Source organism: Streptomyces sp. NBC_00335, from assembly GCF_036127095.1.
In the GTDB taxonomy this organism is placed as follows: Bacteria; Actinomycetota; Actinomycetes; order Streptomycetales; family Streptomycetaceae; genus Streptomyces.
This window is the reverse complement of the sequence record NZ_CP108006.1, coordinates 7414444-7435395: the sequence shown is the minus strand read 5'-3', so window position 1 is coordinate 7435395 and position 20952 is coordinate 7414444. Positions and strand designations below refer to the sequence as shown.

General features: G+C 73.2%; 12 protein-coding genes and 1 riboswitch. Of the genes, 6 read left to right on the top strand and 6 right to left on the bottom strand.

Annotated elements, in window-relative coordinates; all coding sequences use genetic code 11:
* Window positions 1-11 precede the first annotated feature (11 nt).
* Window positions 12-2339 (bottom strand): 5-methyltetrahydropteroyltriglutamate--homocysteine S-methyltransferase, encoded by a 2328-nt coding sequence (metE, locus tag OHA37_RS33725; RefSeq protein ID WP_266910967.1) that lies wholly within the window; start codon window positions 2337-2339, stop codon window positions 12-14.
* Window positions 2340-2508: 169 nt separating this feature from the next.
* A riboswitch (cobalamin riboswitch) is annotated at window positions 2509-2734 on the bottom strand.
* 237 nt (window positions 2735-2971) lie between these two features.
* Between metE and OHA37_RS33720 the strand changes: the two genes are divergently transcribed.
* Together OHA37_RS33720 and OHA37_RS33715 are read left to right on the top strand one after the other, a co-directional pair.
* The gene (locus OHA37_RS33720) at window positions 2972-3463 is read left to right on the top strand and encodes a DUF1269 domain-containing protein (protein ID WP_266910965.1); all 492 of its coding nucleotides are present in this window, start codon (window positions 2972-2974) and stop codon (window positions 3461-3463) included.
* Window positions 3464-4150: 687 nt separating this feature from the next.
* The gene (locus OHA37_RS33715; protein ID WP_266910963.1) at window positions 4151-4513 is read left to right on the top strand and encodes a hypothetical protein; all 363 of its coding nucleotides are present in this window, start codon (window positions 4151-4153) and stop codon (window positions 4511-4513) included.
* On the opposite strand, the gene OHA37_RS33710 is transcribed toward OHA37_RS33715, so the two are convergent.
* From OHA37_RS33710 to gap, 3 genes are all read right to left on the bottom strand, one after another.
* The gene (locus tag OHA37_RS33710) at window positions 4510-5847 is read right to left on the bottom strand and encodes a M1 family metallopeptidase (RefSeq protein WP_266910961.1); all 1338 of its coding nucleotides are present in this window, start codon (window positions 5845-5847) and stop codon (window positions 4510-4512) included. The two genes, OHA37_RS33715 and OHA37_RS33710, sit on opposite strands and share 4 nt — an antisense overlap.
* Window positions 5848-5936: 89 nt before the next feature.
* Complete coding sequence (locus tag OHA37_RS33705; protein WP_266910959.1) at window positions 5937-9893, bottom strand: Pls/PosA family non-ribosomal peptide synthetase; 3957 nt, start codon at window positions 9891-9893, stop codon at window positions 5937-5939.
* Between the two features lie 219 nt (window positions 9894-10112).
* A complete protein-coding gene (gap, locus tag OHA37_RS33700; protein ID WP_266910957.1) occupies window positions 10113-11111 on the bottom strand; it encodes a type I glyceraldehyde-3-phosphate dehydrogenase in 999 nt (332 codons plus the stop codon).
* A gap of 351 nt (window positions 11112-11462) precedes the next feature.
* On the opposite strand from gap, the gene OHA37_RS33695 reads away from it, so the two are divergent.
* The gene (locus tag OHA37_RS33695; protein ID WP_266910955.1) at window positions 11463-12329 is read left to right on the top strand and encodes a poly-gamma-glutamate hydrolase family protein; all 867 of its coding nucleotides are present in this window, start codon (window positions 11463-11465) and stop codon (window positions 12327-12329) included.
* A gap of 92 nt (window positions 12330-12421) precedes the next feature.
* On the opposite strand, the gene OHA37_RS33690 is transcribed toward OHA37_RS33695, so the two are convergent.
* The gene (locus OHA37_RS33690) at window positions 12422-13378 is read right to left on the bottom strand and encodes a GlxA family transcriptional regulator (RefSeq protein WP_266910953.1); all 957 of its coding nucleotides are present in this window, start codon (window positions 13376-13378) and stop codon (window positions 12422-12424) included.
* Window positions 13379-13661: 283 nt separating this feature from the next.
* Between OHA37_RS33690 and OHA37_RS33685 the strand changes: the two genes are divergently transcribed.
* Window positions 13662-15341 (top strand): carbohydrate binding domain-containing protein, encoded by a 1680-nt coding sequence (locus OHA37_RS33685; RefSeq protein WP_443046252.1) that lies wholly within the window; start codon window positions 13662-13664, stop codon window positions 15339-15341.
* Between the two features lie 98 nt (window positions 15342-15439).
* Here OHA37_RS33685 and OHA37_RS33680 read toward each other — a convergent pair whose 3' ends face one another.
* Window positions 15440-16084, bottom strand: coding sequence for a hypothetical protein (locus OHA37_RS33680; RefSeq protein ID WP_266910951.1), 645 nt, complete (start codon window positions 16082-16084; stop codon window positions 15440-15442).
* A 207-nt stretch (window positions 16085-16291) separates the two neighbouring features.
* Between OHA37_RS33680 and dacB the strand changes: the two genes are divergently transcribed.
* Window positions 16292-17932, top strand: coding sequence for a D-alanyl-D-alanine carboxypeptidase/D-alanyl-D-alanine endopeptidase (dacB, locus tag OHA37_RS33675; protein WP_266910949.1), 1641 nt, complete (start codon window positions 16292-16294; stop codon window positions 17930-17932).
* 141 nt (window positions 17933-18073) lie between these two features.
* Entirely contained in the window at window positions 18074-20929 is a 2856-nt protein-coding gene (locus OHA37_RS33670) for a type I polyketide synthase (RefSeq protein WP_266910947.1), read from the top strand.
* The last annotated feature ends 23 nt before the right edge of the window (window positions 20930-20952 follow it).

Genomic DNA, 20952 nt, shown 5'->3' with positions numbered 1-20952 from the left:
CCCCACGGAGGTCAGGCGCTCGGCGCCACCTCCGAGCGCACCCTGCGGGCCGCCTCGACGAGGTTCTCCAGCGAGGCCCGCGTCTCGGGCCAGCCGCGGGTCTTCAGGCCGCAGTCGGGGTTGACCCAGAGGCGTTCGGCCGGGATCGCCCCAAGTCCCTTGCGCAGCAGGGTCGCCGCTTCCCCGGCCGAGGGGATGCGGGGAGAGTGGATGTCCCAGACGCCGGGGCCGACCTCGCGCGGGTAGCCCGCGCCGGCGAGTTCGTCCGCGACCTGCATGTGGGAGCGGGCCGCCTCCAGGCTGATGACGTCCGCGTCGAGGTTCTCGATGGCCTCGACGATGTCCCCGAACTCCGCGTAGCACATGTGGGTGTGGATCTGGGTGTCCGGACGGACGCCGCTGGTGGTGAGGCGGAAGGATTCCGTGGCCCACGCCAGGTAGCCGGCGTGGTCGGCGGCGCGCAGCGGCAGGGTTTCACGCAGGGCGGGCTCGTCGACCTGGATGACGGAGGTGCCGGCGGCCTCCAGGTCGGCCACCTCGTCGCGGAGCGCCAGCGCGACCTGGCGGGCGGTGGCGGCGAGCGGCTGGTCGTCGCGGACGAAGGACCAGGCGAGCATGGTGACGGGGCCGGTGAGCATGCCCTTGACCGGCTTGGCCGTCTGCTCCTGGGCGTACGCGGTCCAGCGCACGGTCATCGGGTCGGGGCGCGAGATGTCTCCGGCGAGGACCGGCGGGCGGACGTAGCGGGTGCCGTAGGACTGGACCCAGCCGTGCCGGGTGGCGAGGTAGCCGGTCAGCTGTTCGGCGAAGTACTGGACCATGTCGCTGCGTTCGGGCTCTCCGTGTACGAGTACGTCGAGGCCGGCCTTCTCCTGGAAGGCGACGACCTCGCGGATCTCGGCCCGGATGCGGTCCTCGTAGGCCGCCGTGTCGATGCGTCCCGCGCGCAGGTCGGCGCGGGCGGTGCGCAGTTCCGTGGTCTGCGGGAAGGAGCCGATGGTGGTGGTGGGAAGGAGCGGCAGGCCGAGGTGGGCGCGCTGGGCGGCGGCCCGTTCGGCGTAGGCGGGGAGGCGGCGGCCGTCGGTGTCGGTGATCGCGGCGGTGCGGGCGCGGACGGCCGGGTCGTGGGTGATCCGGGAGGCGGCGCGGGAGGCCAGGTCGGCCCGGTTCGCGGCGAGTTCGGCCGCGATCGCGTCGGTGCCCCGGGCGAGTCCGCGGGCCAGCGTGCTGATCTCGGTGCTCTTCTGCCGGGCGAAGGCGAGCCAGCGCCCGATCTGCGGGTCGGTGTCCCGCTCGGCGTCCGCGTCGAGGGGGACGTGCAGCAGGGAGCAGGACGCGGCGACGTCGACCCGGCCCGCGAGGCCGAGCAGGGTGCCCAGGGTCGCCAGTGACTGCTGGTAGTCATTGATCCAGATGTTGCGGCCGTTGACCACGCCCGCGACCAGGCGCTTGCCGGGGATGCCGCCGGCCGCGGCGAGGTCGTCGAGGTTGGCGGCGGCCCGGTCGGTGAAGTCGAGGGCGAGGCCCTCCACGGGCGCCTTCGCCAGTACGGGCAGCGCTTCGCCGAGCCGGTCGAAGTAGGAGGCGACGAGCAGCTTGGGGCGCTGGGCGAGGCTGAGGCCGCCGAGTTCGCGGTAGGCGCGGGCCGCCGCGTTCAGTTCGGCCGGGGTGCGGTCCTGGACCAGGGCCGGTTCGTCGAGCTGGACCCAGGCGGCGCCGGCAGCGCGCAGTTCGGTGATGACCCGTGCGTAGACGGGGAGCAGCCGGTCGAGGAGGGCCAGCGGATCGAAGCCGGGGGGCGTGCCGGGTGCGGGCTTGGCGAGGAGGAGGTAGGTCACAGGTCCGACCAGGACCGGGCGGGCCCTGTGGCCGAGGGCCAGGGCCTCCTTCAACTCGGCCACCTGCCGGGCGGGTTCGGCGGTGAAGACGGTGTCGGGACCCAGTTCGGGCACCAGGTAGTGGTAGTTGGTGTCGAACCACTTGGTCATCTCCAGCGGGGCCACGTCCTGGGTGCCCCGCGCCATCGCGAAGTAGCCGTCCAGGGCGTCCGCCGCGACGGCGGACCGGTGGCGGTCGGGGATCGCGCCGACCATGACCGTGGTGTCCAGGACGTGGTCGTAGTACGAGAAGTCGCCGGTGGGAACCTCGGTGATGCCGGCCTCGGCGAGCCGGGCCCAGTTGGTCCGGCGCAGGTCGCGGGCCGTGGCGCGGAGGGCTTCGGCGGTGACGCGGCCCTTCCAGTAGCCCTCGACCGCCTTCTTCAGTTCCCGGTTCTGTCCCTGGCGGGGGTACCCGTACACGGTGGCCCCTACGGGCGCGGCTGCGGACTCGGTGGTCACGGAACTCTCCTTCGCGAGCGTGTCTCCATGGCCCGGTGACGGGTCGCGGACGCGAAGGGTGCGGGAACGGGCGGGTGTTGGGGTCGCGTACGGCTCGGTACGCGACGGGAGGATCCGCCTGAAGCACGCCGACCCGCCCACGAGGTCACCGGGAAACCGTGCGCGGTCGTTCGCGCACGGGCAACGGGCAGGTCTTCGGACTCGCGGGCTCGCCTGCCGGTCTCCCGGCGGGCACCTAATGGCCGTCGCTTCCCAGGACCGCTTCCGGTCCCAGTGCGTATGACGGCGGTCGTTCCCGCTCACCGCTGCGGGGCAGTCCCGGATTCCCACCGGGTTCCCTCTTACGACGCATCCCGCCTGGCGGACGGGGGCGAACCAGCTGCGAGGCCCACAGTAGGGCGGACGCCCGGTGAATGAACACGACTTCCCGCATGCCGGACGGTGAGATGAGACACGGAGAGGCCTGCCGAGAAGCAAGCGGGGCGCGCGGACGGCCGGGTACGGCCGAACGGGCGAGTGACGCTGACGGCCCGGCAGATGACATGGAGTCACGACTATACCAATTGTGGTGGATTGTCTGATTCTAGGGTGTACTGGACACCGGCAACACCGTCCAGGAACTGGAGCGTTACGTGGCATCCACCACTCTCACCGTCTGGAAGTTCCCCACTCCCGAGGGGGCCCAGCAGGCGGAGTCCGCCCTGCTCGCCCTGCAGAAGGAACAGCTCATACAGGTGCACGACGCCGCGGTCGTCACCTGGCACGAAGACGCCAGGAAGCCGAAGACCCAGCAGTTGAACAGCCTCACGGGAGCCGGCGCGCTGTCCGGCACCTTCTGGGGGATGCTCTTCGGGCTCCTGTTCTTCGTGCCGCTGCTCGGCGCCGCCGTGGGTGCGGCAGCCGGGGCCATCGGTGGATCGCTGTCCGACGTCGGGATCGACGACCAGTTCATCGACGACGTGAAGTCCGAGGTGAAGCCCGGGACTTCCGCACTGTTCCTGCTCTCCTCCGACGCCGTGGTCGAGCGGGTGCGCGCCTCCTTCCCCGGCGGGCAGGCGCAGCTGATCCGCTCCAACCTCTCCGGCACGCAGGAGCAGCAGCTCCGCGAGGTCTTCGCGGCCTGAGACCCACCCGTCGCCGCGACGTCTCGGCCCGGACCGGTGGGTCTCCTCCCCCGGATCCGGGCCGCAGCGGTGTGCGCGCCGCCCTCGGCACCGCACTCGGGTACTGGCCCCGCACGCCCCGCCCGGCCCGCCGCGCCCCGGACTCCACCCCGGCCGCGGCGGCCCGGGCGGGGCGTTTCGCGTCCCCGCCGGAGGGGACCTTTGGCCCGGCCCGTGGGACCAAAGACCCGGATTGGGCCCCTGAGCTGCTGTTAGCGTTGAGGTGTCGCCGCCCGTGAGTGCACTGCGCTCGCCCATTCGATGGCCGATGGCCGCGACCGCGTATGCCGTATGCCCTGCCGAGAGGAGGCGATCGCCCCATGGATCACAGTCCGAGTCCGCTGAACCACCCGCGCCGCGTCGCCTCGTCCTGCGCCGCGCTCTGAGCCGCACCTCCGCGTAGCCAGAGCTCTCGCTCCACCCCCGACGGCCCGTCGGCGCTCGCCGCCCGGCCGCTCACCCTTGCCCGGCCCGTTCCGGCAACCCCGCGCCCAGCCCTTGCGGCGGGCTCGTCCGGCATGCTCCGGGCTCCTCCACCCACCCCTTTCCGGGGCGTCCACAGGCCGCTCCGTCCGGTCCGCGCGAGGTCTCGCGCACCGTCACGCCCATTTCCCCGCACGTCCCCGTTCACCAGAAGGAAGCACTGTCATGACCATCAGCACGAACACCAACACCCGCACCGACGCCGCCTCGACCGCCGATGAGCAGGCCCAGGCCCTGGCCGTCCTGCACGAGATCCGCGACGAACTGCGCGATTTCAACCGGGACATGGACCGCCTGAACGCCCTGACGGAAGATCAGGTCAAGTCCACCGTGGAGAACCGGAAGCTGACGGCGCTGACCCTCATGTTCGTCATTCCGTCCACCTTCGCCGCGATCCCGGGCGCCAACTTCGAGCACCTCAACGAGTACGGCTTCGACAACTTCTTCGCCCTGCCGGTCCTCCTGGGCACCGTACTCGCCGCATCCCTGGGCACCTTCGTCTTCGTCAAGAAGAAGGGCTGGCTCTAGGCCGTCGCCGCCGGCGCGGGCAGGGGCGGGAGGCCCGGCGCCGACAGCCAGGCCGCGAACAGGTCGTCCAGCGGTTCGAGCGCGTAGCGGGACGCGTGCGCGGTGAAACCGGCCGTGGTGACCACGCCGTGGCGGTTCACGGTGGCCCACTCCCGCAGCATGCGGAAGAACGGGCCGTCCCCCAGCGCGCAGCGGATCGCGTGCACGGCGAGGCCGCCGCGCTGGTAGAGGCGGTCGTCGAACATCAGCTTGCGTCCCGGGTCGGCCAGCAGGAGGTCCTGCGGCTGCCCGGAGAGCAAGCGGTGTGCGGCGGCCGCCAGTTCGTGCGCGGTGCGGCCGCCGGAGCGCTCCGACCAGAGCCATTCCGCGTACTTGGCGAAGCCCTCGTTGAGCCAGATGTGCCGCCAGTCGGCGATGGTCACGCTGTTGCCGAACCACTGGTGCGCGAGCTCGTGGGCGATGAGCCGCTCGGAGCCGCGTACGCCGTCCACGTGGTTGGAGCCGAACAGGGAGAGCCCCTGGGCCTCCACCGGCACGTCCAGTTCCTCGTCGGCGACGACCACCGCGTACTCGCCGAAGGGGTAGGGGCCGAACAGCTCCTCGAACAGCTGCATCATCGCGGGCTGCCGCGCGAAGTCGCGCGAGAAGCGGGGCAGCAGATGCGCCGGTACGTGGGCGCTCTGCGGGACGCCGCCGAGCCCGGGGTCGCCGAGCAGCACCGTCTGGTACATGCCGATGGACAGGCCGACCAGGTAGCTGGAGGTCGGCGCCGGCTGCTCGTACACCCAGGTGGTGGTGGAGGCGCGGGTCGTCCGCGTGAGCAGCCTGCCGCCGGCCACGACGGTGTACGCGGAGGGGGTGTTGACCGAGATCTGGTACGAGGCCTTGTCCGCGGGCCGGTCGTTGCACGGGTACCAGGAGGGCGCCCCGACCGGCTGGCTGGCCACCAGCGCGCCGTCGGTCAGTTCCTCCCAGCCGAGGCCGCCCCAGGGGCTGCGCACCGGTGTGGGGTTGCCCGCCCAGTGCACCTCCACGGTGAAGGCGGCGCCGGCGGGCAGCGGCTTGGGCGGCCGGATGCGGAGTTTGCCGCCCCGGTGGCTGTAGTGCGGCGCCCTGCCGTTGACGAGGACGCGGCCTATTTTGAACTCGGCCAGGTTGAGGTGGAACTCGGTGAGCGGCGCCCGCCCGGCGATGGCACTGAGCCGGGCCGTCCCGGCGAGCCGGTTGGGGCCGGGACGGTATTCCAGAGCGAGTTCGTACCGGTGCACGCGGTAACGGGGGTCGCCGTTGGCCGGAAAGTACGGGTCCGATGCCGCTGTCTTCTGGCCGTTCACTGCCGCTTCCGCTCCCTGCGTTGTGCTCGTACGACGTGCTGGTGGTGCCGGGCCCGGTCGCCCGGTTTCCCGGCGCCCGGACCCGCCCTTCAGGACCGCCACGCCTCGATCGGGTTGCCCAGCCAGCGGGTGTCGGCGGGAACGGATTCCCCGGCCATCACGAGGGAGGCGGGACCCAGAGTGCTGCGGGCCCCGACCGTGCTCCCGGGCAGGACGATTCCGCCCGGGCCCAGGGTGGCGCCCTCACGCAGGACCACAGTATCCGTCCTCAAGATCCGGTCGTGGAAGAGGTGCGTCTGCAACACGCAGCCCCGGTTCACGCTGACCGCGTCGCCCAGGACGACCAGGTCGGTCTCGGGCAGCCAGTAGCTCTCGCACCACACGCCGCGGCCGATCCGGGCACCGATTGCGCGCAGCCACAGGGACAGCACCGGCGTCCCGGGCACCGAGCCGACCAGCCAGGGCACGGCCAGGACCTCGACGAAGGTGTCGGCCAGTTCGTTGCGCCACACGAAGCCGCTCCACAGCGGGTGCTCTCCCACCCGGTGGCGGCCCACCAGCAGCCATTTCGCGGCCGTCGCGACCACGCACGCGGCCACCCCGGCGGCGAGCAGGACCGCTCCGGACAGCAGCGCGGTCACCCACGCGCCGGGCCCGTCCGGTCCGGCCAGCGCACAGAACGCCGCCAGTGTCAGCACGGCCAGCGCGACCGAGCAGAACACCGGGACGAGCCGGCACAGCTCCACCAGCCCGCGCGCCCACAGCAGCCGCGCGGGCGGATCGTACGTCCGGCTCTGGTCGGAGTCGGCGGTGGACCGCGGCAGCCGGACCGGCGGCAGGCCCAGGTAGGAGCTGCCCTTCTTGGCCTTCTTCGGGGTGGCGGACAGGACGCCGACCAGCCCGTCGTCCGGTACGGAACGGCCCGGCGCGGTCATTCCGGAGTTGCCGAGGAAGGCCCGGCGGCCGATCTCGGAGTGGCCGATCCGCAGCCAGCCGCCGCCCAGCTCGTAGGGGGCGGTCAGGGTGTCGTCGGCGAGGAAGGCGCCCTCGCCGACGGTGGTGAGGCTCGGCAGCGCGAGCACCGTGGACACCTCGGCGCCCCGGCCGATCTTCATGCCGAGCAGCCGCAGCCACACCGGTGTGATCAGTCCGGCGTACAGGGGGAAGAGGGTTTCCCGGGAGAGGTCCATCAGCTGGGTGACCGTCCAGGCCTGCCAGCCGATCCTGCTGTGCGTCGGATGGGTTCCGGTGCGCAGCCCGAGGCTGAGGAGGCGTACGGAGACCAGGAGCAGGGCCGCGTACGCGAACCCGAAGGCGAGCGCCCCCGGCACCACGGCGAGCAGCGCTCCGGCCAGCGCCCGGCCGAGTCCGGCGTCGGCGGGCACGAACCGGCCGGCCACGAGGAGGGCGGGCAGGGCGGCGAGCACGGGCAGGGCGGTGAGGCAGAAGCCGGCCGTCCCGTAGGCGGCGCGCCAGGGCAGGCCGCGCGGTGGGCGCTCCTTGGGCCAGTTCCGCTTGGCCTTGCCGAGTTTGCCGGCGGGGGCTCCGGCCCAGCGCTGGCCGGTCGGGATCTGGCCGACGACGGCGGAGCCGGGGGCCACCTCGGCCCGCTTGCCGACGCGGGCGCCGGGGAAGAGGATGCTGCGGGTGCCGACGACGGCGCCCGCGCCGACCTTCACGGCGCCGATCTCCAGGCGGTCCCCGTCCAGCCAGTGGCCGGAGAGGTCCACCTCGGACTCCACGGCGCAGCCGCGGCCGAGCTTGAGCATGCCCGTGACGGGCGGCAGCGAGTGCAGGTCCACCTCGGGGCCGACCTTGGCGCCGAGCGCCCGTGCGTAGCGCTCCAGCCAGGATCCGGTGAGCGAGGTGGCGCCGGAGTACTCGGCGAGCCGCTCGGCCGTCCACAGCCGCAGGTGAACGTTTCCGCCGCGCGGGTGGCGCCCCGCCTTGACCCCGCGCAGCAGCAGGCGGGCGCCGCCGGCCGCGATCGCGAGGCGGCCGGGCGGACTGTAGAGCAGTGCGGCGCCCGCGGCGACGAGCCACCAGGAGGCGGTCGGCGCCCACGGATAGGCCCCGGACCAGTGCAGTACGTTGCCCAGGGCGAGCACCGCCACCGTCCGGCGCAGGCCGACCAGGGTGAAGAGCGGGAGCAGCAGCAGGGACTGGATCACCTGGGTCCGCAGCGGCACGGGCGCGATGGTGCGTACCGCGCCGTCGTCCTGTGCCGACTTCTCCAGGTGGCGGGCCAGCTTGCGCAGGGTGGGCTGCTGGTAGATGTCGAGGACGGCCGCGCTCGGGTAGCGGGTGCGCAGCCGGGTGGTGAGCTGGGCGGCGGCGAGGCTGCTGCCGCCGATCGCGAAGAAGTCGTCAGTGGCGCCGGCGACGGTCACGCCCAGGGTCTCGCTCCACTGCTCGGCGAGCCAGGCCTCGGTGCCGTAGAGCTGCTCGGTGGGACCGCTGGTCTCCAGTTCCGGGAGCGGCCAGGGCAGTGCGCCCCGGTCCACCTTGCCGGAGGTGCGGGTGGGCAGCTCCTCGACGGGCGCGAGCAGCGGTACGAGGGCTGCGGGCAGCTCGGCGCGGAGCCGGGTGACGGCCGCGGCGTGGTCCCAGCCGTCCTGGGTGACCAGGTAGCCGACGAGGAGCTGGTTGCCGCTGCGTGCGGTGCGGACGGCGGCGGCCGCGCCGGCGACCCCGGGCAGGGCCTGGAGGGCGGCGTCCACCTCGCCCAGCTCGATGCGGCGGCCGCCGAGCTTGATCTGCTCGTCGCCGCGGCCCAGGAAGACCAGGCCCTCCGGTTCCGCGCGGACGAGGTCGCCGCTGCGGTAGGCGCGCTCCCAGCCGAGGGATTCCAGCGGGGCGTACTTCTCCGCGTCCTTCTCGGGGTCGAGGTAGCGGGCCAGGCCGACGCCGCCGATGACGAGCTGGCCGCTGCCGCCCATGGGCACCGGTTCGCCGGATTCGTCGACGACGGCCAGTTCCCAGCCCATGAGCGGGAGGCCGATGCGGATCGGTTCCTCCCCGGTCAGGAGCGAGGCGCAGGCGACGACGGTGGCCTCGGTGGGGCCGTAGGTGTTCCAGACCTCGCGGCCCTCGGTGACCAGGCGCTGGGTGAGCTCGGGCGGGCAGGCCTCGCCGCCGAAGATCAGCAGCCGGACCTCGTTGAGGGTTTCGGGCTCCCACAGGGCGGCCAGGGTCGGCACCGTGGAGACCACGGTGATCTCCTGCTCGGCGAGCCAGGGGCCGAGGTCGGCGCCGCTGCGGACCTGGGAGCGGGGGACGGGCACGAGGCAGGCGCCGTAGCGCCAGGCCAGCCACATCTCCTCGCAGGAGGCGTCGAAGGCCACGGACAGTCCGGCCATGACCCGGTCGCCGGGGCCGATCGGCTCCTCGGTGAGGAACAGCTCGGCCTCGGCGTCCACGAAGGCGGCGGCGCTGCGGTGGCTGACGGCGACGCCCTTGGGCTTGCCGGTGGAGCCGGAGGTGAAGATGATCCACGCGTCGTGTTCGGGGCCGGGGCGGCCGGCGGGGGCCGATGTGCCGAGGTCGGCGCCCTTGCCCGGCGCGGCGACCTCGATGCGCCCGCCCGCGCCCAGTACGGCCCGTACTCCGGCCTCCCCGAAGACCAGGTCGGCCCGCTCGTCCGGGTCCTCGGCGTCGACGGGCACGTAGGCGGCGCCCACCGCGAGGACGGCCAGGATGCCGGTGTACAGCTCGTTGGTCCCGGACGGCACCCGTACGCCGACCCGGTCGCCGAGCCCCACTCCGGCGGCCGCGAGGGCCTGGCGGCGGCGCTCCACCTCGGCGGCGAGCGCCCGGTAGGTCAGCCGGCCGGTCCCGTCGTCCAGGGCGAGCTCGTCGGGGTGGGCCCGTACGGAGGCCTCGAAGACGTCGACGAGGGTGCGCGTCGGGGCGGCGGGTCCGGCGGAGAACAGGGCCGATTTGCCGGGCTCGCCGGGCCCCGCCCCGGCGTCGGGCGCGGGGCCTTCGTCGAGGCCGGTCCCGTCGTCGAGCAGAGTGACTTCACCGTGCTCTGGTGTGGCTGCCATCGGCCCTCGCGTCGTGTTTCCGGAACCCTCCGGGTCGCCGGGCGGAGCCCGGGTCTGCCCAGGTTGTTCCGGTCCAGCGCCAAACAGCCCGCCAGTCTAGTGCGACAACAAGGAATTTCTGTTTCAAGCCTTGCGCTTGGCCGGGAAGGAGCGGTAAAAGCAGCGCGCCGCGGACCGGAATCCCGGTCCGCGGCGCGCCTGGTGAGCGGGAGCCCGGCCTCAGCGGCTCGCGAGCAGTTCGAGCGTGTCGATGACCCGGTTCGAGAAGCCCCACTCGTTGTCGTACCAGGCGACGACCTTGATGTGGCGGCCTTCGACGCGGGTGAGCTCCGAGTCGAAGATGGAGGAGGCGGGGTTGCCGGTGATGTCGGAGGAGACGAGGGCGTCCTCCGAGTACTCCAGCACGCCGGCGAGCGGGCCTTCGGCCGCGGCGCGGTAGGCCGCCAGCACGTCCTCGCGGGTCACGTCGCGGGCGACGGTGGTGTTCAGCTCGACGATGGATCCCACCGGAACCGGGACGCGGATCGAGTCGCCGGAGAGCTTGCCGTCCAGGTTGGGCAGGACCAGGCCGATGGCCTTGGCGGCGCCCGTCGTGGTCGGCACGATGTTCACGGCGGCGGCGCGGGCGCGGCGGGGGTCGCGGTGCGGACCGTCCTGGAGGTTCTGCTCCTGCGTGTAGGCGTGCACGGTGGTCATGAACCCGTGCTCGATGCCCGCGAGTTCGTCCAGTACGGCGGCCAGCGGTGCGAGCGCGTTGGTCGTGCAGGAGGCGTTGGAGACGATCGTGTGCAGGGCCGGGTCGTAGGAGTCGCTGTTCACGCCGAACGCGAGCGTGATGTCGGCCCCGTCCGCCGGTGCGCTGACGAGCACCTTCTTGGCCCCGGCGTCGATGTGCGCGCGGGCCGCCTTGGCCGTGGCGAAGCGGCCGGTCGCCTCCAGCACGATGTCCACACCGAGCTCGGCCCAGGGCAGCTGCGCCGGCTCGCGCTCGGCCAGCACCTTGATGCGGCGGCCGTCGACCACCAGGACGTCCCCGTCCACGCTCACCGGGCGGCCGAGCCGGCCGGAGGTGGTGTCGTAGGCGAGCAGCCGCGCGAGGGTGGCGGGCTCGGTGAGGTCGTTGACCGCGACGACCTCGAGCTTGCTGTCCCGTTCGAGCAGCGCGCGGAGCACGTTGCGTCCGATGCGGCCGAATCCGTTGATGGCGATGCGCGTCATGGTGTCTCCCTTGTCCCTGTCCCTTGGGTGCGTCACCAGGTTCGCCGGTCCGGGGCGCCCGCGACAGCGGCGCGATCGCCACGGTCCGCAAGGATCGCGCCACGAGGCGGCCGGGGATCACGGCACGCGGAGCGTGCGGGCAGGGCGCCCGCTCCGGACGGCCGGGCCCCGCGGTGGTGGCATCAAGGTGCCTGCACCCTTGGTGCCACCCTGCGGACCTTCTGCGGGTGCCCGGGGGTGGACAGGATGTTCACCGGAAGGACCGCACAGCGCCTTCGACACCGCACGGCCGATGTCCCGGCCGGGCAGCATCCCCTGGCCACCCGGCCCCATAGCAGCGAAGGAACACCCATGTCCCGGACTCGCGCCAGCCGCAGGACCGTCCTCCTCTCCCTGATGGCCGCGGCCGCCGGTGGCCCGATCCTGACGGGACTCACCGCAACTCCCGCCGCAGCCGCCGGCGGCGACCTCTACGCTTCGAACTCGGACCTCTACGCGAGCACGACGGCGATCGAGGGTCAGGACTACGCGCGCCGGTTCAGACGCCACGAGGCCGTCGACAACGACAAGGCCACCACTCCGCGCCCCCGCCTGAGCAGTGTGCTGGCCATCCACGGCGGCGGCATCGAGATGGGTACCTCCGAGCTCTGTCTGGCCGTGGCCGGCTACCACCCGGACGGACTCGCACCCGTCACCCAGGGCGCCCCGCTGTACGACTACTGGATGTTCGAGGGCATGCGCGCTTCCGACAACGCGGAGCTGCACGTCACCGCCTCGCACTGCGACGACCCGGTCGCGCGGTCCATGGCCGCCGGCAGTGCCAACGTGCTGAGCCTGCACGGCTGCACCGCGACTCAGGCCGGGGCGCCCCAGGGGAAGCCCAAGGCGGTCGTGGTCGGCGGCCTCAACGCCCGCTTCCGCCAGCTCCTCTCCGCGAAGCTGGGCGCCGCGGGCTTCCAGGTGCTCGGCGGCAACCCGGAAGACCTCAACGGAGACCTGCCCGAGAACATCTGCAACCGGACCCTGACGAGCGCGGGAGGCGCCCAGCTGGAGATCACCACCGAGCTCCGCCAGAGCCTCTTCGCGAACTTCTCCGGTGCGGCCAACCGCGCCACCACCACCAACACCGACTTCTGGAAGTTCGCCAACGCCTGCCGCAACGCCATCACGGCCATGGAGGCCGAACAGCTCGCCCGCAGGAGCCTCTTCACCGCCTGAGCCGGAAGTACGGGTTCCGCCCGGAACCGCGAGGTCGTCCGCGGGAGCCGCGACCTCGTACGCAGGAACCGCGGCCTGGTCCGCCTGCCCCCTCATTCCCCCCGGGCGAAAGTGCGCCGGTACTCGCTCGGCGTGGTCCGCAGGATGTGCTGGAAGTGCAGCCGCAGGTTCGCCCCGGTGCCCAGGCCCACGTCCGCGGCGATCTGCTCCACGCTCCGCTCCGAACGCTCCAGCAGTTCGCGGGCCATGTCGATGCGGGCGCGCATCACCCACTGCATCGGCGTGTACCCGGTGTCCTCGGCGAACCGCCGCGAGAACGTGCGCGGGGAGACCGCCGCGTGCCGGGCGAGCGCCTCCAGGGTGAGGGGTTCGCCGAGCCGGTGCAGCGCCCACTCACGGGTGGCGGCGAACCGCGGGCCGAGCGGCTCGGGCACGCTGCGCGGCACGTACTGCGCCTGGCCGCCGCTGCGGTAGGGGGCCGCGACCAGCCGCCTGGCCGTGTGGTTCGAGGCGGCCACCCCGAGATCGCTGCGCAGCACGTGCAGGCACAGGTCGATGCCCGAGGCGGCTCCGGCCGAGGTCAGTACGGAGCCCTCGTCGACGAACAGGACGTTCTCGTCGACCCGGACCAGCGGCCACTTCGCCGCGAGCGCCCGGGTGTAGTGCCAGTGCGTGGTGGCCCGCTTGCCGTCGAGCAGGCCCGTGGCGGCGAGCGCGAAGGCTCCCGTGGAGATGGCCGCGAGCCGTGCGCCCCGTGCGTGGGCGGCGATCAGCGCGTCGACGACGGCCCGCGGCGGGTCCTCGCGGTCGGGGAACCGGTAGCCGGGGACGAAGACGGTGTCGGCCCAGGCGAGGGCTTCGAGGCCGTGGGCGACGGCGTACGACAGGCCGTCGCCGCCGGTCACGAGTCCCGGGGCGGCGCCGCACACCCGGACCTCGTACGGCATGCTCGCGCGGGTCGTGAACACCTGCGCCGGGATGCCGACGTCGAGGGGTTTGGCCCCTTCGAGGACGAGGACGGCGACGTGGTGGGGGCGGGAGGCTGGCACCGCGTCATGCTTCCGAAGGGGCGGGAGCCTTGTCAAGCATCACCGTTAGTAAAGCTTCCGATTGAGATAACCACCTATCAGTTGGTCCAGACCTGTTGACGGCGATCCTTCCGGAGGATTAGGTTCCCGGCCACGAAGCGGATACGGCGTCAACTCCCCACGCCCGCCGGGTCGCAGGCCCCCCACCCACGGGCCCGCCGCCCCGTCCCCACGCGTCCCGGCGGGCCGCACTCCCACGCTTCGCGCTCCACGCCGTCCCCCCATTCCCACTGGAGGCATTTCCTTGCGTACCCCAAACCGAACCCGTACACGGCTGGCCTGCGCCCTCGGCGCCACCCTGCTCGGCGCGGCCGCGGTGCTGACCTCTCCCGGGGCGGCCTTCGGCGCCAACATCCTCTCGAACGGGGACTTCGAGTCCGGCACCACGGCCGGCTGGTCCTGTTCCGGCGGGCTGGGCTCCGTGGTCGGCTCACCGGTGCACGGCGGGAGCAAGGCCCTGGCCGGCGCCGCCAGTGCGAGCGACAACGCCAAGTGCGTCCAGACCGTCGCCGTGCAGCCCAACACCAGCTACACGCTCTCCGCCTGGGTCCGCGGCAGCTACGTCTACCTCGGGGTCACCGGCGGCGCCTCCACCTGGACCCCCTCGGCCGCCGCCTACACCAAGCTGACCGTCGCCTTCACCACCGGCGCCTCCCAGACCAGCGCCGAGATCTACCTCAACGGCTGGTACGGGCAGGGCACTTACCACGCCGACGACATCACCCTGGACGGTCCCGGCGGCACCGTCGACACCCAGGCGCCCACCGTGCCCGGCAGCCTCGCCGCCACGGGCAAGACCTCCACCACGGCGTCCCTGACCTGGACCGCGTCCACCGACAACGTCGGCGTGAACGGCTACGACGTCTACCAGGGCGGGACCAAGGTCGCGACCTCCGCCACCCCCGGCGCGACCGTCACCGGCCTGACCCCGAGCACCGCGTACGCGTTCACCGTGCGCGCCCGCGACGCCGCGGGGAACACCTCGGCCGCCTCGAACACCGTCAACGTCACCACCGATACCGGGACCACGCCGCCGACCGGCTTCAAGCAGGCCGCGCCGTACCTCTACCTCGGCTGGGGCAACCCGCCGAGCCCGACCACCGTGATGAACGCGACCGGCACCAAGTGGTTCACCATGGCGTTCATCCTCTCCTCCGGCGGCTGCAACCCGTCCTGGGACGGCCAGCGCCCGCTGACCGGCGGCATCGACCAGAGCACCATCGCCTCGATCCGCGCCGCGGGCGGCGACATCGTGCCCTCCATCGGCGGCTGGCAGGGCAATAAGCTCGGCCCCAACTGCTCCAGCGCCGAGGCCCTGGCCGGCGCCTACCAGCAGGTCATCAGCGCGTACGGGCTCAAGGCCATCGACGTGGACATAGAGAACACCGACGAGTTCGAGAACGCCGTGGTCCAGGACCGCATCCTCGGCGCGCTCAAGATCGTCAAGCAGAACAACCCCGGCCTGAAGACCATCCTGACCTTCGGCACCTCCACCACCGGCCCGACCAGCTGGGGCAACCGCCTGATCGAGCAGTCCAAGGCGCTGAACACGGGCATCGACGTCTTCACCATCATGCCGTTCGACTTCGGCAACGCCTCGACGGACATGTACGCCAGCACCGTCAGCGCGACCGAGGGCCTCAAGGCCAAGCTCAAGTCCACCTACGGCTGGGACGACGCGACCGCGTACTCCCACATCGGCATCTCGGGCATGAACGGCATCAGCGACACCCAGGAGACCACCACCGTCCAGAACTGGACCGACATCCGCAACTGGGCCAACTCCCACCACATCGCGCGCCTCGCCTTCTGGTCGGTGAACCGCGACCGCGGCTGCCCCGGCGGCGGTCTGCAGGAGACCTGCTCCGGCATCGCCCAGAGCGACTGGCAGTTCACCTCCATCACGGCCGGCTTCACCGGCTGATCCACCGCCTCGTACGACCGGGGGCCGTCGCGGAGTTCCGCGGCGGCCCCCGGGCCGTGCGCTGCGTCAGGAACCGGTCGGGACCGGCCGGCACCCGGTCAGGAACCGGTCGGGGCGGGCCCTTCGGCGCGGGCCCGGGCCCGCACGGCCTCCGGGTACCGGCGGGTGAAGCGCAGTGCCCCGACGATGGTGAGGATCGGGATGATCCAGCCGGTCCAGGCGTTCTGCGGGTCCCGCAGCACGAGGTCGCCGTACGCACCCACGACCGCGTTGACCAGGAAGGTCAGTCCCCAGACCCCGGTGATCAGGTAGTTCGTCCGTTTGAAGGCCGGCGTGTCCCAGAACTTCCGGTCGACCTGCTCCCGGGCGTACTGGAGGGTGAACGGCACCCCGGCCAGGATGGAACCGAGGGCGATGGCGAAGAGGGTGACGTTCGCGATCTCGCCCGCGTAGGTCTCCAGCCAGCGTCGTGTGCCGTCACTGGCGAACGCCCCGACGACCGTGAGGATCGCGAAGAACACGACGTCGGCGAGTTCCAGGATCTTCAGCGAGGATCCGGGATTCAGCAGACGGCTGCCGACGACGAGGCAGACGGAGATGGCCAGGGCCAGCCCCACCGCCCATTCGAAGCGTCCGGGCCCCACCACGAGGGCGAAGACGATCCAGGGGGACAGCCCCACGAAGGGGCTGTCCAGGAACTGCGCCACCTTGTTCGTGCCGTGGGCACCAGCCGTGTGCGCCATGGGTCGGCCCTTCCTGCAGCAGCCTGGTCCGGTCCCCCTCCCCCTCTCAACGTACGCCGCCTCACCCGGACCGCATCCGCCGCGGGCGGCGCCCCGGCGATGTGCGTGCCGGATGCGGGCGTGCCACGCTGGCGGAACCCTGGGTACTGGTTACACGCGACCGGGTGACGCCTCCGGAGCCCGCCGCCGAGACGAACGGGGCTCGCCGTGCCACGAGGAACGCACCCCCGGTCCCCGCGCCGGCGCATCACCGCCGGATGCGCGGCCCTCCTGTTCGTGGCCCTGACCGCGGGCCCGGCCGCCGGGGCGACACCGCCGACGCCGACGCCCTCCGGCACCGCGCCCTCCGACACCGGTGGCTCCGGCCCGCTCGACCCCCGGATCACGGAGATCATGCGCAAGCCGGGCTACCGCAACGCCCAGTGGGGCCTCCTCCAGGTCGATCCGGAGACCGGACGGACCGTCCACAGCCGGTTCCCCGACCAGCTCTTCATCCCCGGGTCCACCGCCAAGCTGTTCAGCGTCTCCGGCGCCTGGCACGCCCTCGGTCCCGGCCACCGCTTCGTGACACCGCTCTACGCGGTCGGCGAGCGGCGCGGCGCGACCCTGACCGGCGATCTCGCCCTGGTCGCCCAAGGCGATCTGACCATGGGCGGCCGGACCCGCCCCGACGGTACGGTCGCCTTCACCGACCTCGACCACACCTACGCCGACGACGTCCCCGGGGCCACGCTCACCCCGCAGAACCCGCTCGCCGGCATCGACCTCCTCGCGCGCCAGGTCCGCGACTCCGGCATCACCCGCGTCGACGGGAACGTCATCGTCGACGACCGGCTCTTCGAGCCCGAGCCCGTCCTGATCCCCACCCCGACCCCGCTGATCCTCAACGACAACCTCATCGACCTGACGACCACCCCCGGGGACCGCGCCGACGCCCCCGCCAGGCTGGACTGGCGGCCGAAGGTCGCCCCCTACCGGGTCACCTCGACCGTGAAGACCGTGGCGGCGGGAAAGCCGACGGCCGTCACGGTCACGACCTCGGACGACGGCACCCGGATCCGGCTGTCCGGCACGATCGCGGCGGGCGCCGCACCGGTGCTGAAGGTCTCCCCCATCACCGACCCCGCGGCCTTCGGCCGGACCGCGCTGATCGAGGCCCTCGAACGGGCCGGGGTGGACGTGACCGCGGCTCCGGCCGGCGGGAACCCGGTGGACCGGCTGCCCGCGGGCTACGAGGGCCGGGCGCGGGTGGCCGCGTACACCTCGCCGCCCTTCGCCGAGTACGCCGAGCTCATCCTCAAGGTGAGCCACAACCTCGGCGCCAACCTCGGCATGTGCCTGATGGCGGTCACCACCGGCAGCCGCGCCTGCATGGACGGCTTCCCCGTCCTGGCCTCCTTCCTGGACGAGGCCGAGGTCGACCGTGCGCAGGTACAGCTCCTGGACGGGCGGGGCGGCAACCCCGTCGACCGCTCCACGCCGCAGGCTGAGATCCAGATGCTGACGTACTGGCTGCGCTCCCCCGAGGCGCGCCGCTTCCGCGAGGCCCTGCCGATCCTCGGGGTCGACGGGCTGCTGGCCGAGAACTGCCGCGACTGCCCGGCGCGCGGCAAGGTGTTCGCCAAGACCGGGGCCGCCGTCGGGCTGGACGCCCTCAACGACCGCCTGGGCGTCGGCGCCATCACCATCGCCGGCTACCTGGACAAGGGCGACGGCCGCTTCGACGTGTTCTACGCGGGCGTCACCGGCGCCTCGACCCCGACGACCGACCCGAGCGGCATCCTCGACATCGCGAACGACGTCGCCATGATCGCCGCCTACCTCCAGGAGGGCGTGGGCGGCACCTGAGCACGGCAGCACCAGCCCCCGGCCCTGTCAAGTAACGAATAGCCGGGTCTACGGCCCCGCGCCGCCTCCGGGCACGGTGGAAAGCGACCGTCCTGCGCCCCGCAGGAGCGACGCGTCATCCGGACCGAAGGCGGACCCGCCATGACTGACATCGCCATCATCGGACTCGGCTGCCGCTTTCCCGGCGCCCCCGACGTCCTCGGCTACTGGAACCTCCTCCTGCGCGGGGCACGGCAGTTCGGCGCCGTGCCCGCGGACCGCTGGACCCGCGGGACCTTCCACGCCCCCGGCGACCGGTCGGCCCCCCATCCCGCCGCTACGGACCAGGGCGCCTTCCTGGACTCCGTGGACCGCTTCGACGCCCCGCACCACGGGGTGCCGCCCGCCCGCGCGCGGGCCGTGGACCCGCAGCACCGGCTGCTGCTGGACGTCAGCCGCGAGGCCCTCGACGACGCGGGGATGGGCCGCGGCGACTTCGACCGGGAGAACACCGGGGTCTTCGTCGGACTGTCGGTGTCCGACCGCAAGGACCTCGTGACGGCCCGCATGCGCGCGTCAGGCGCCGTCAGCCGCCGGTTCGGCCTGGGCGGACCCGGCGTCGTCGTCGACGCCGCCCGTTCCGGCTCGCTGGTCGCCCTCGACCGGGCGGTGGCCCACCTGCGCCGGGGCAGCTGCCGGATCGCCCTCGTCGGCGGCGTGCACCTCAACCTCGCCCCCGACAGCCTGGTCGGCTTCTCCCGGCTGCGCGCCCTGTCCGCCGCCGGGGTGTGCCGCCCGTTCGACGCGGAGGCCGACGGCTTCGTCCTCGGCGAGGGCGCCGGCGTCGTCGTCCTGCGGCCCCTCGCCGACGCCCTCGCCGCCGGCGACCGCGTCTACGCGGTGATCAGGGGCATCGGCTCGGCCGACGACGGCGCCTCCCCCGGCCCCCTGGTCCCCTCCGTCGAAGGCCGGCTCCGCGCCATGCGCCGGGCCTACGAGGACGCCGGAGTCGCCCCGTCCTCCGTCGGCTTCCTGGAGGCCGACGGCACCGGAACCGCCGCCGGGGACCGTACCGAGGTGGAGGCCCTGCGCCGGCTGCGCACCGAGTACCCCGACGACGACCCGGCCCTGTGCTACCTCGCCTCGGGCAAGGCCCTGATCGGGCACTCCCTGGCCGCGGCGGGCATCGCGGGACTGATCAAGACGGCCCTGGTGGTCCACCACCGCACGGTCGTGCCACAGCCGGCCACCACCCCCCACCCCGACCTGGCCATCTCCGCGGCGGGCCTGCGCTTCGCCGACACACCGCGGCCCTTTCCGGGCGGCGGCGCTCCCCTGCGTGCCGCCGTCAGCTCGTTCGGTTTCGGCGGCGCCAACGTCCACGTGGTACTGGAGGAGCGACCCGAACCGGTCCCCCGACCGGTCCCCGGACGGCCCGCGCACCGCGCCGCCGGTTCCGGGAGCGCCGGAGCCGCCGATGACACCGAGGTCGCCCGGCCCCAGCTCGTCTTCCTCTCGGCCGGAAACCCCGAGCTGCTGGACCAGCACATCGGCGAGGTACTCGACGTACTCGACGTACTCGACGTACTCGACGTACTCGACGCGGCGGACCGTACGCCGCTGGCGGCCGTGGCCCACACCCTAGGCGCGCGGGCGCCGCTGCCGGCCCGGCTCGCCATCGTCGCCACCGGCACGGACGCGTTCGTCGAGCGGCTGCGCCGAGCCCGTGAGCAGCTCCTCGCCGGCGCCCGGGGCGACCTCGGCGACGGCGCCTTCGCCGCCGACGCCCCGCTGCCGGCCGCGCGGCGCCGCATCGCCTTCCTCTTCCCCGGCCAGGGCAGTCAGCGTCCGGGCATGATGCGGGACCTGTACGAGAGGTTCCCCGCCTACCGCTCGGCCGTCTGCGTGCTCAGCGCCGTGGCCCGGGCCGGCCTCGGCTTCGACCTGGCCGACCTGCTCTACGGCGAGGCCTCCGCACCCCGGGCCCCGCTCACGGACAACGGGGAGCTCGGGCGCATGCTCGCCGCCACCGAGGTGTGCCAGCCGCTGCTCGGCACCGTCCAGATCGCGGCCACCCGGGTCCTCGCCGACTGCGGCGTCACCCCCGACCTCGCCCTGGGCCACAGCGCCGGGGAGTTCGCGGCCGCCGCGGCGGCCGGCGCCCTGACCCACGTGGACGCCGTCCGGCTGCTGGTGCACCGGGGCGCGGCCCTGCGGCGGGCCGGGGCCGGGCTCCGGGGCGGAATGCTCGCGGTCCAGACCGACAAGGAGACCTGCCGCCGGCTCGTCGACGGCATCGACGACGTGTGGCTCGCCTGCTTCAACCAGCCGCGGCAGGTCGTGGTCAGCGGCACTCCGGAAGGTCTCGCCGCCCTGCGCGGGGCCTGCGCGGAAGCCGGGGTCGTCACGGCGACGCTCGACGTGTCGAACGCCTTCCACTCCCCGCGGCTGGCCCGCGCCGAGGAGGCCGTGCGCTCGGGCCTCGCCACCCGTCGCATCAGCAGCCCCGCCGTGCCGTTCGTCTCCTCCGTGACCGCGGAGGTCTGCGAGGACCCCGACCGGCTGCGCGGCCTGTGGGCCCGGCACGCGTCCGCGCCGGTCCTCTTCGACGACGCCGTCCGCACCGCCTACGACCGGGGGGCCCGCGTCTTCCTCCAGGTGGCCGGCGGGACCTCGCTCCTCACCTCGGTCCGCCGCAACCTCACCGGCCACGGCGACGTCCACGTCGTCCCCGTCACCGGGGAGGTGCCGGACGACGGACGCACCTTCGTCCTGGCCCTCGCCCGGCTCGCGGTCCTGGGCGCCCCCGTCGACCCGCGCGCGCTGGTCGCCTCGGAGGAGCGCCGGCTCCTGGACCTGCCGGTGGCCAAGGCGGACGGCCGGTCCTGCCGGGTCCCGGCCCGCCGCCCCGCGAAGGAGCCCGCGCCCACCCGGCCTGCCGCACCGGGCCCGGCGGCCCTGCGGCTCGCCGCACCGTCCGCAGCCGCGCCGCTCGCGCAGGCCGCTCCGGGCGCGTGACGGCACTGCGTTGGTGCTCCTTG

Excerpts from the sequence above, each read along its gene's own strand:
- OHA37_RS33715 (WP_266910963.1), top strand. The coding sequence starts at position 4,151 with ATGACCATCAGCACGAACACCAACACCCGCACCGACGCCGCCTCGACC.
- OHA37_RS33705 (WP_266910959.1), bottom strand. The coding sequence starts at position 9,893 with ATGGCAGCCACACCAGAGCACGGTGAAGTCACTCTGCTCGACGACGGG.
- gap (WP_266910957.1), bottom strand. The coding sequence starts at position 11,111 with ATGACGCGCATCGCCATCAACGGATTCGGCCGCATCGGACGCAACGTG.
- OHA37_RS33695 (WP_266910955.1), top strand. The coding sequence starts at position 11,463 with ATGTCCCGGACTCGCGCCAGCCGCAGGACCGTCCTCCTCTCCCTGATG.
- OHA37_RS33680 (WP_266910951.1), bottom strand. The coding sequence starts at position 16,084 with ATGGCGCACACGGCTGGTGCCCACGGCACGAACAAGGTGGCGCAGTTC.
- OHA37_RS33670 (WP_266910947.1), top strand. The coding sequence starts at position 18,074 with ATGACTGACATCGCCATCATCGGACTCGGCTGCCGCTTTCCCGGCGCC.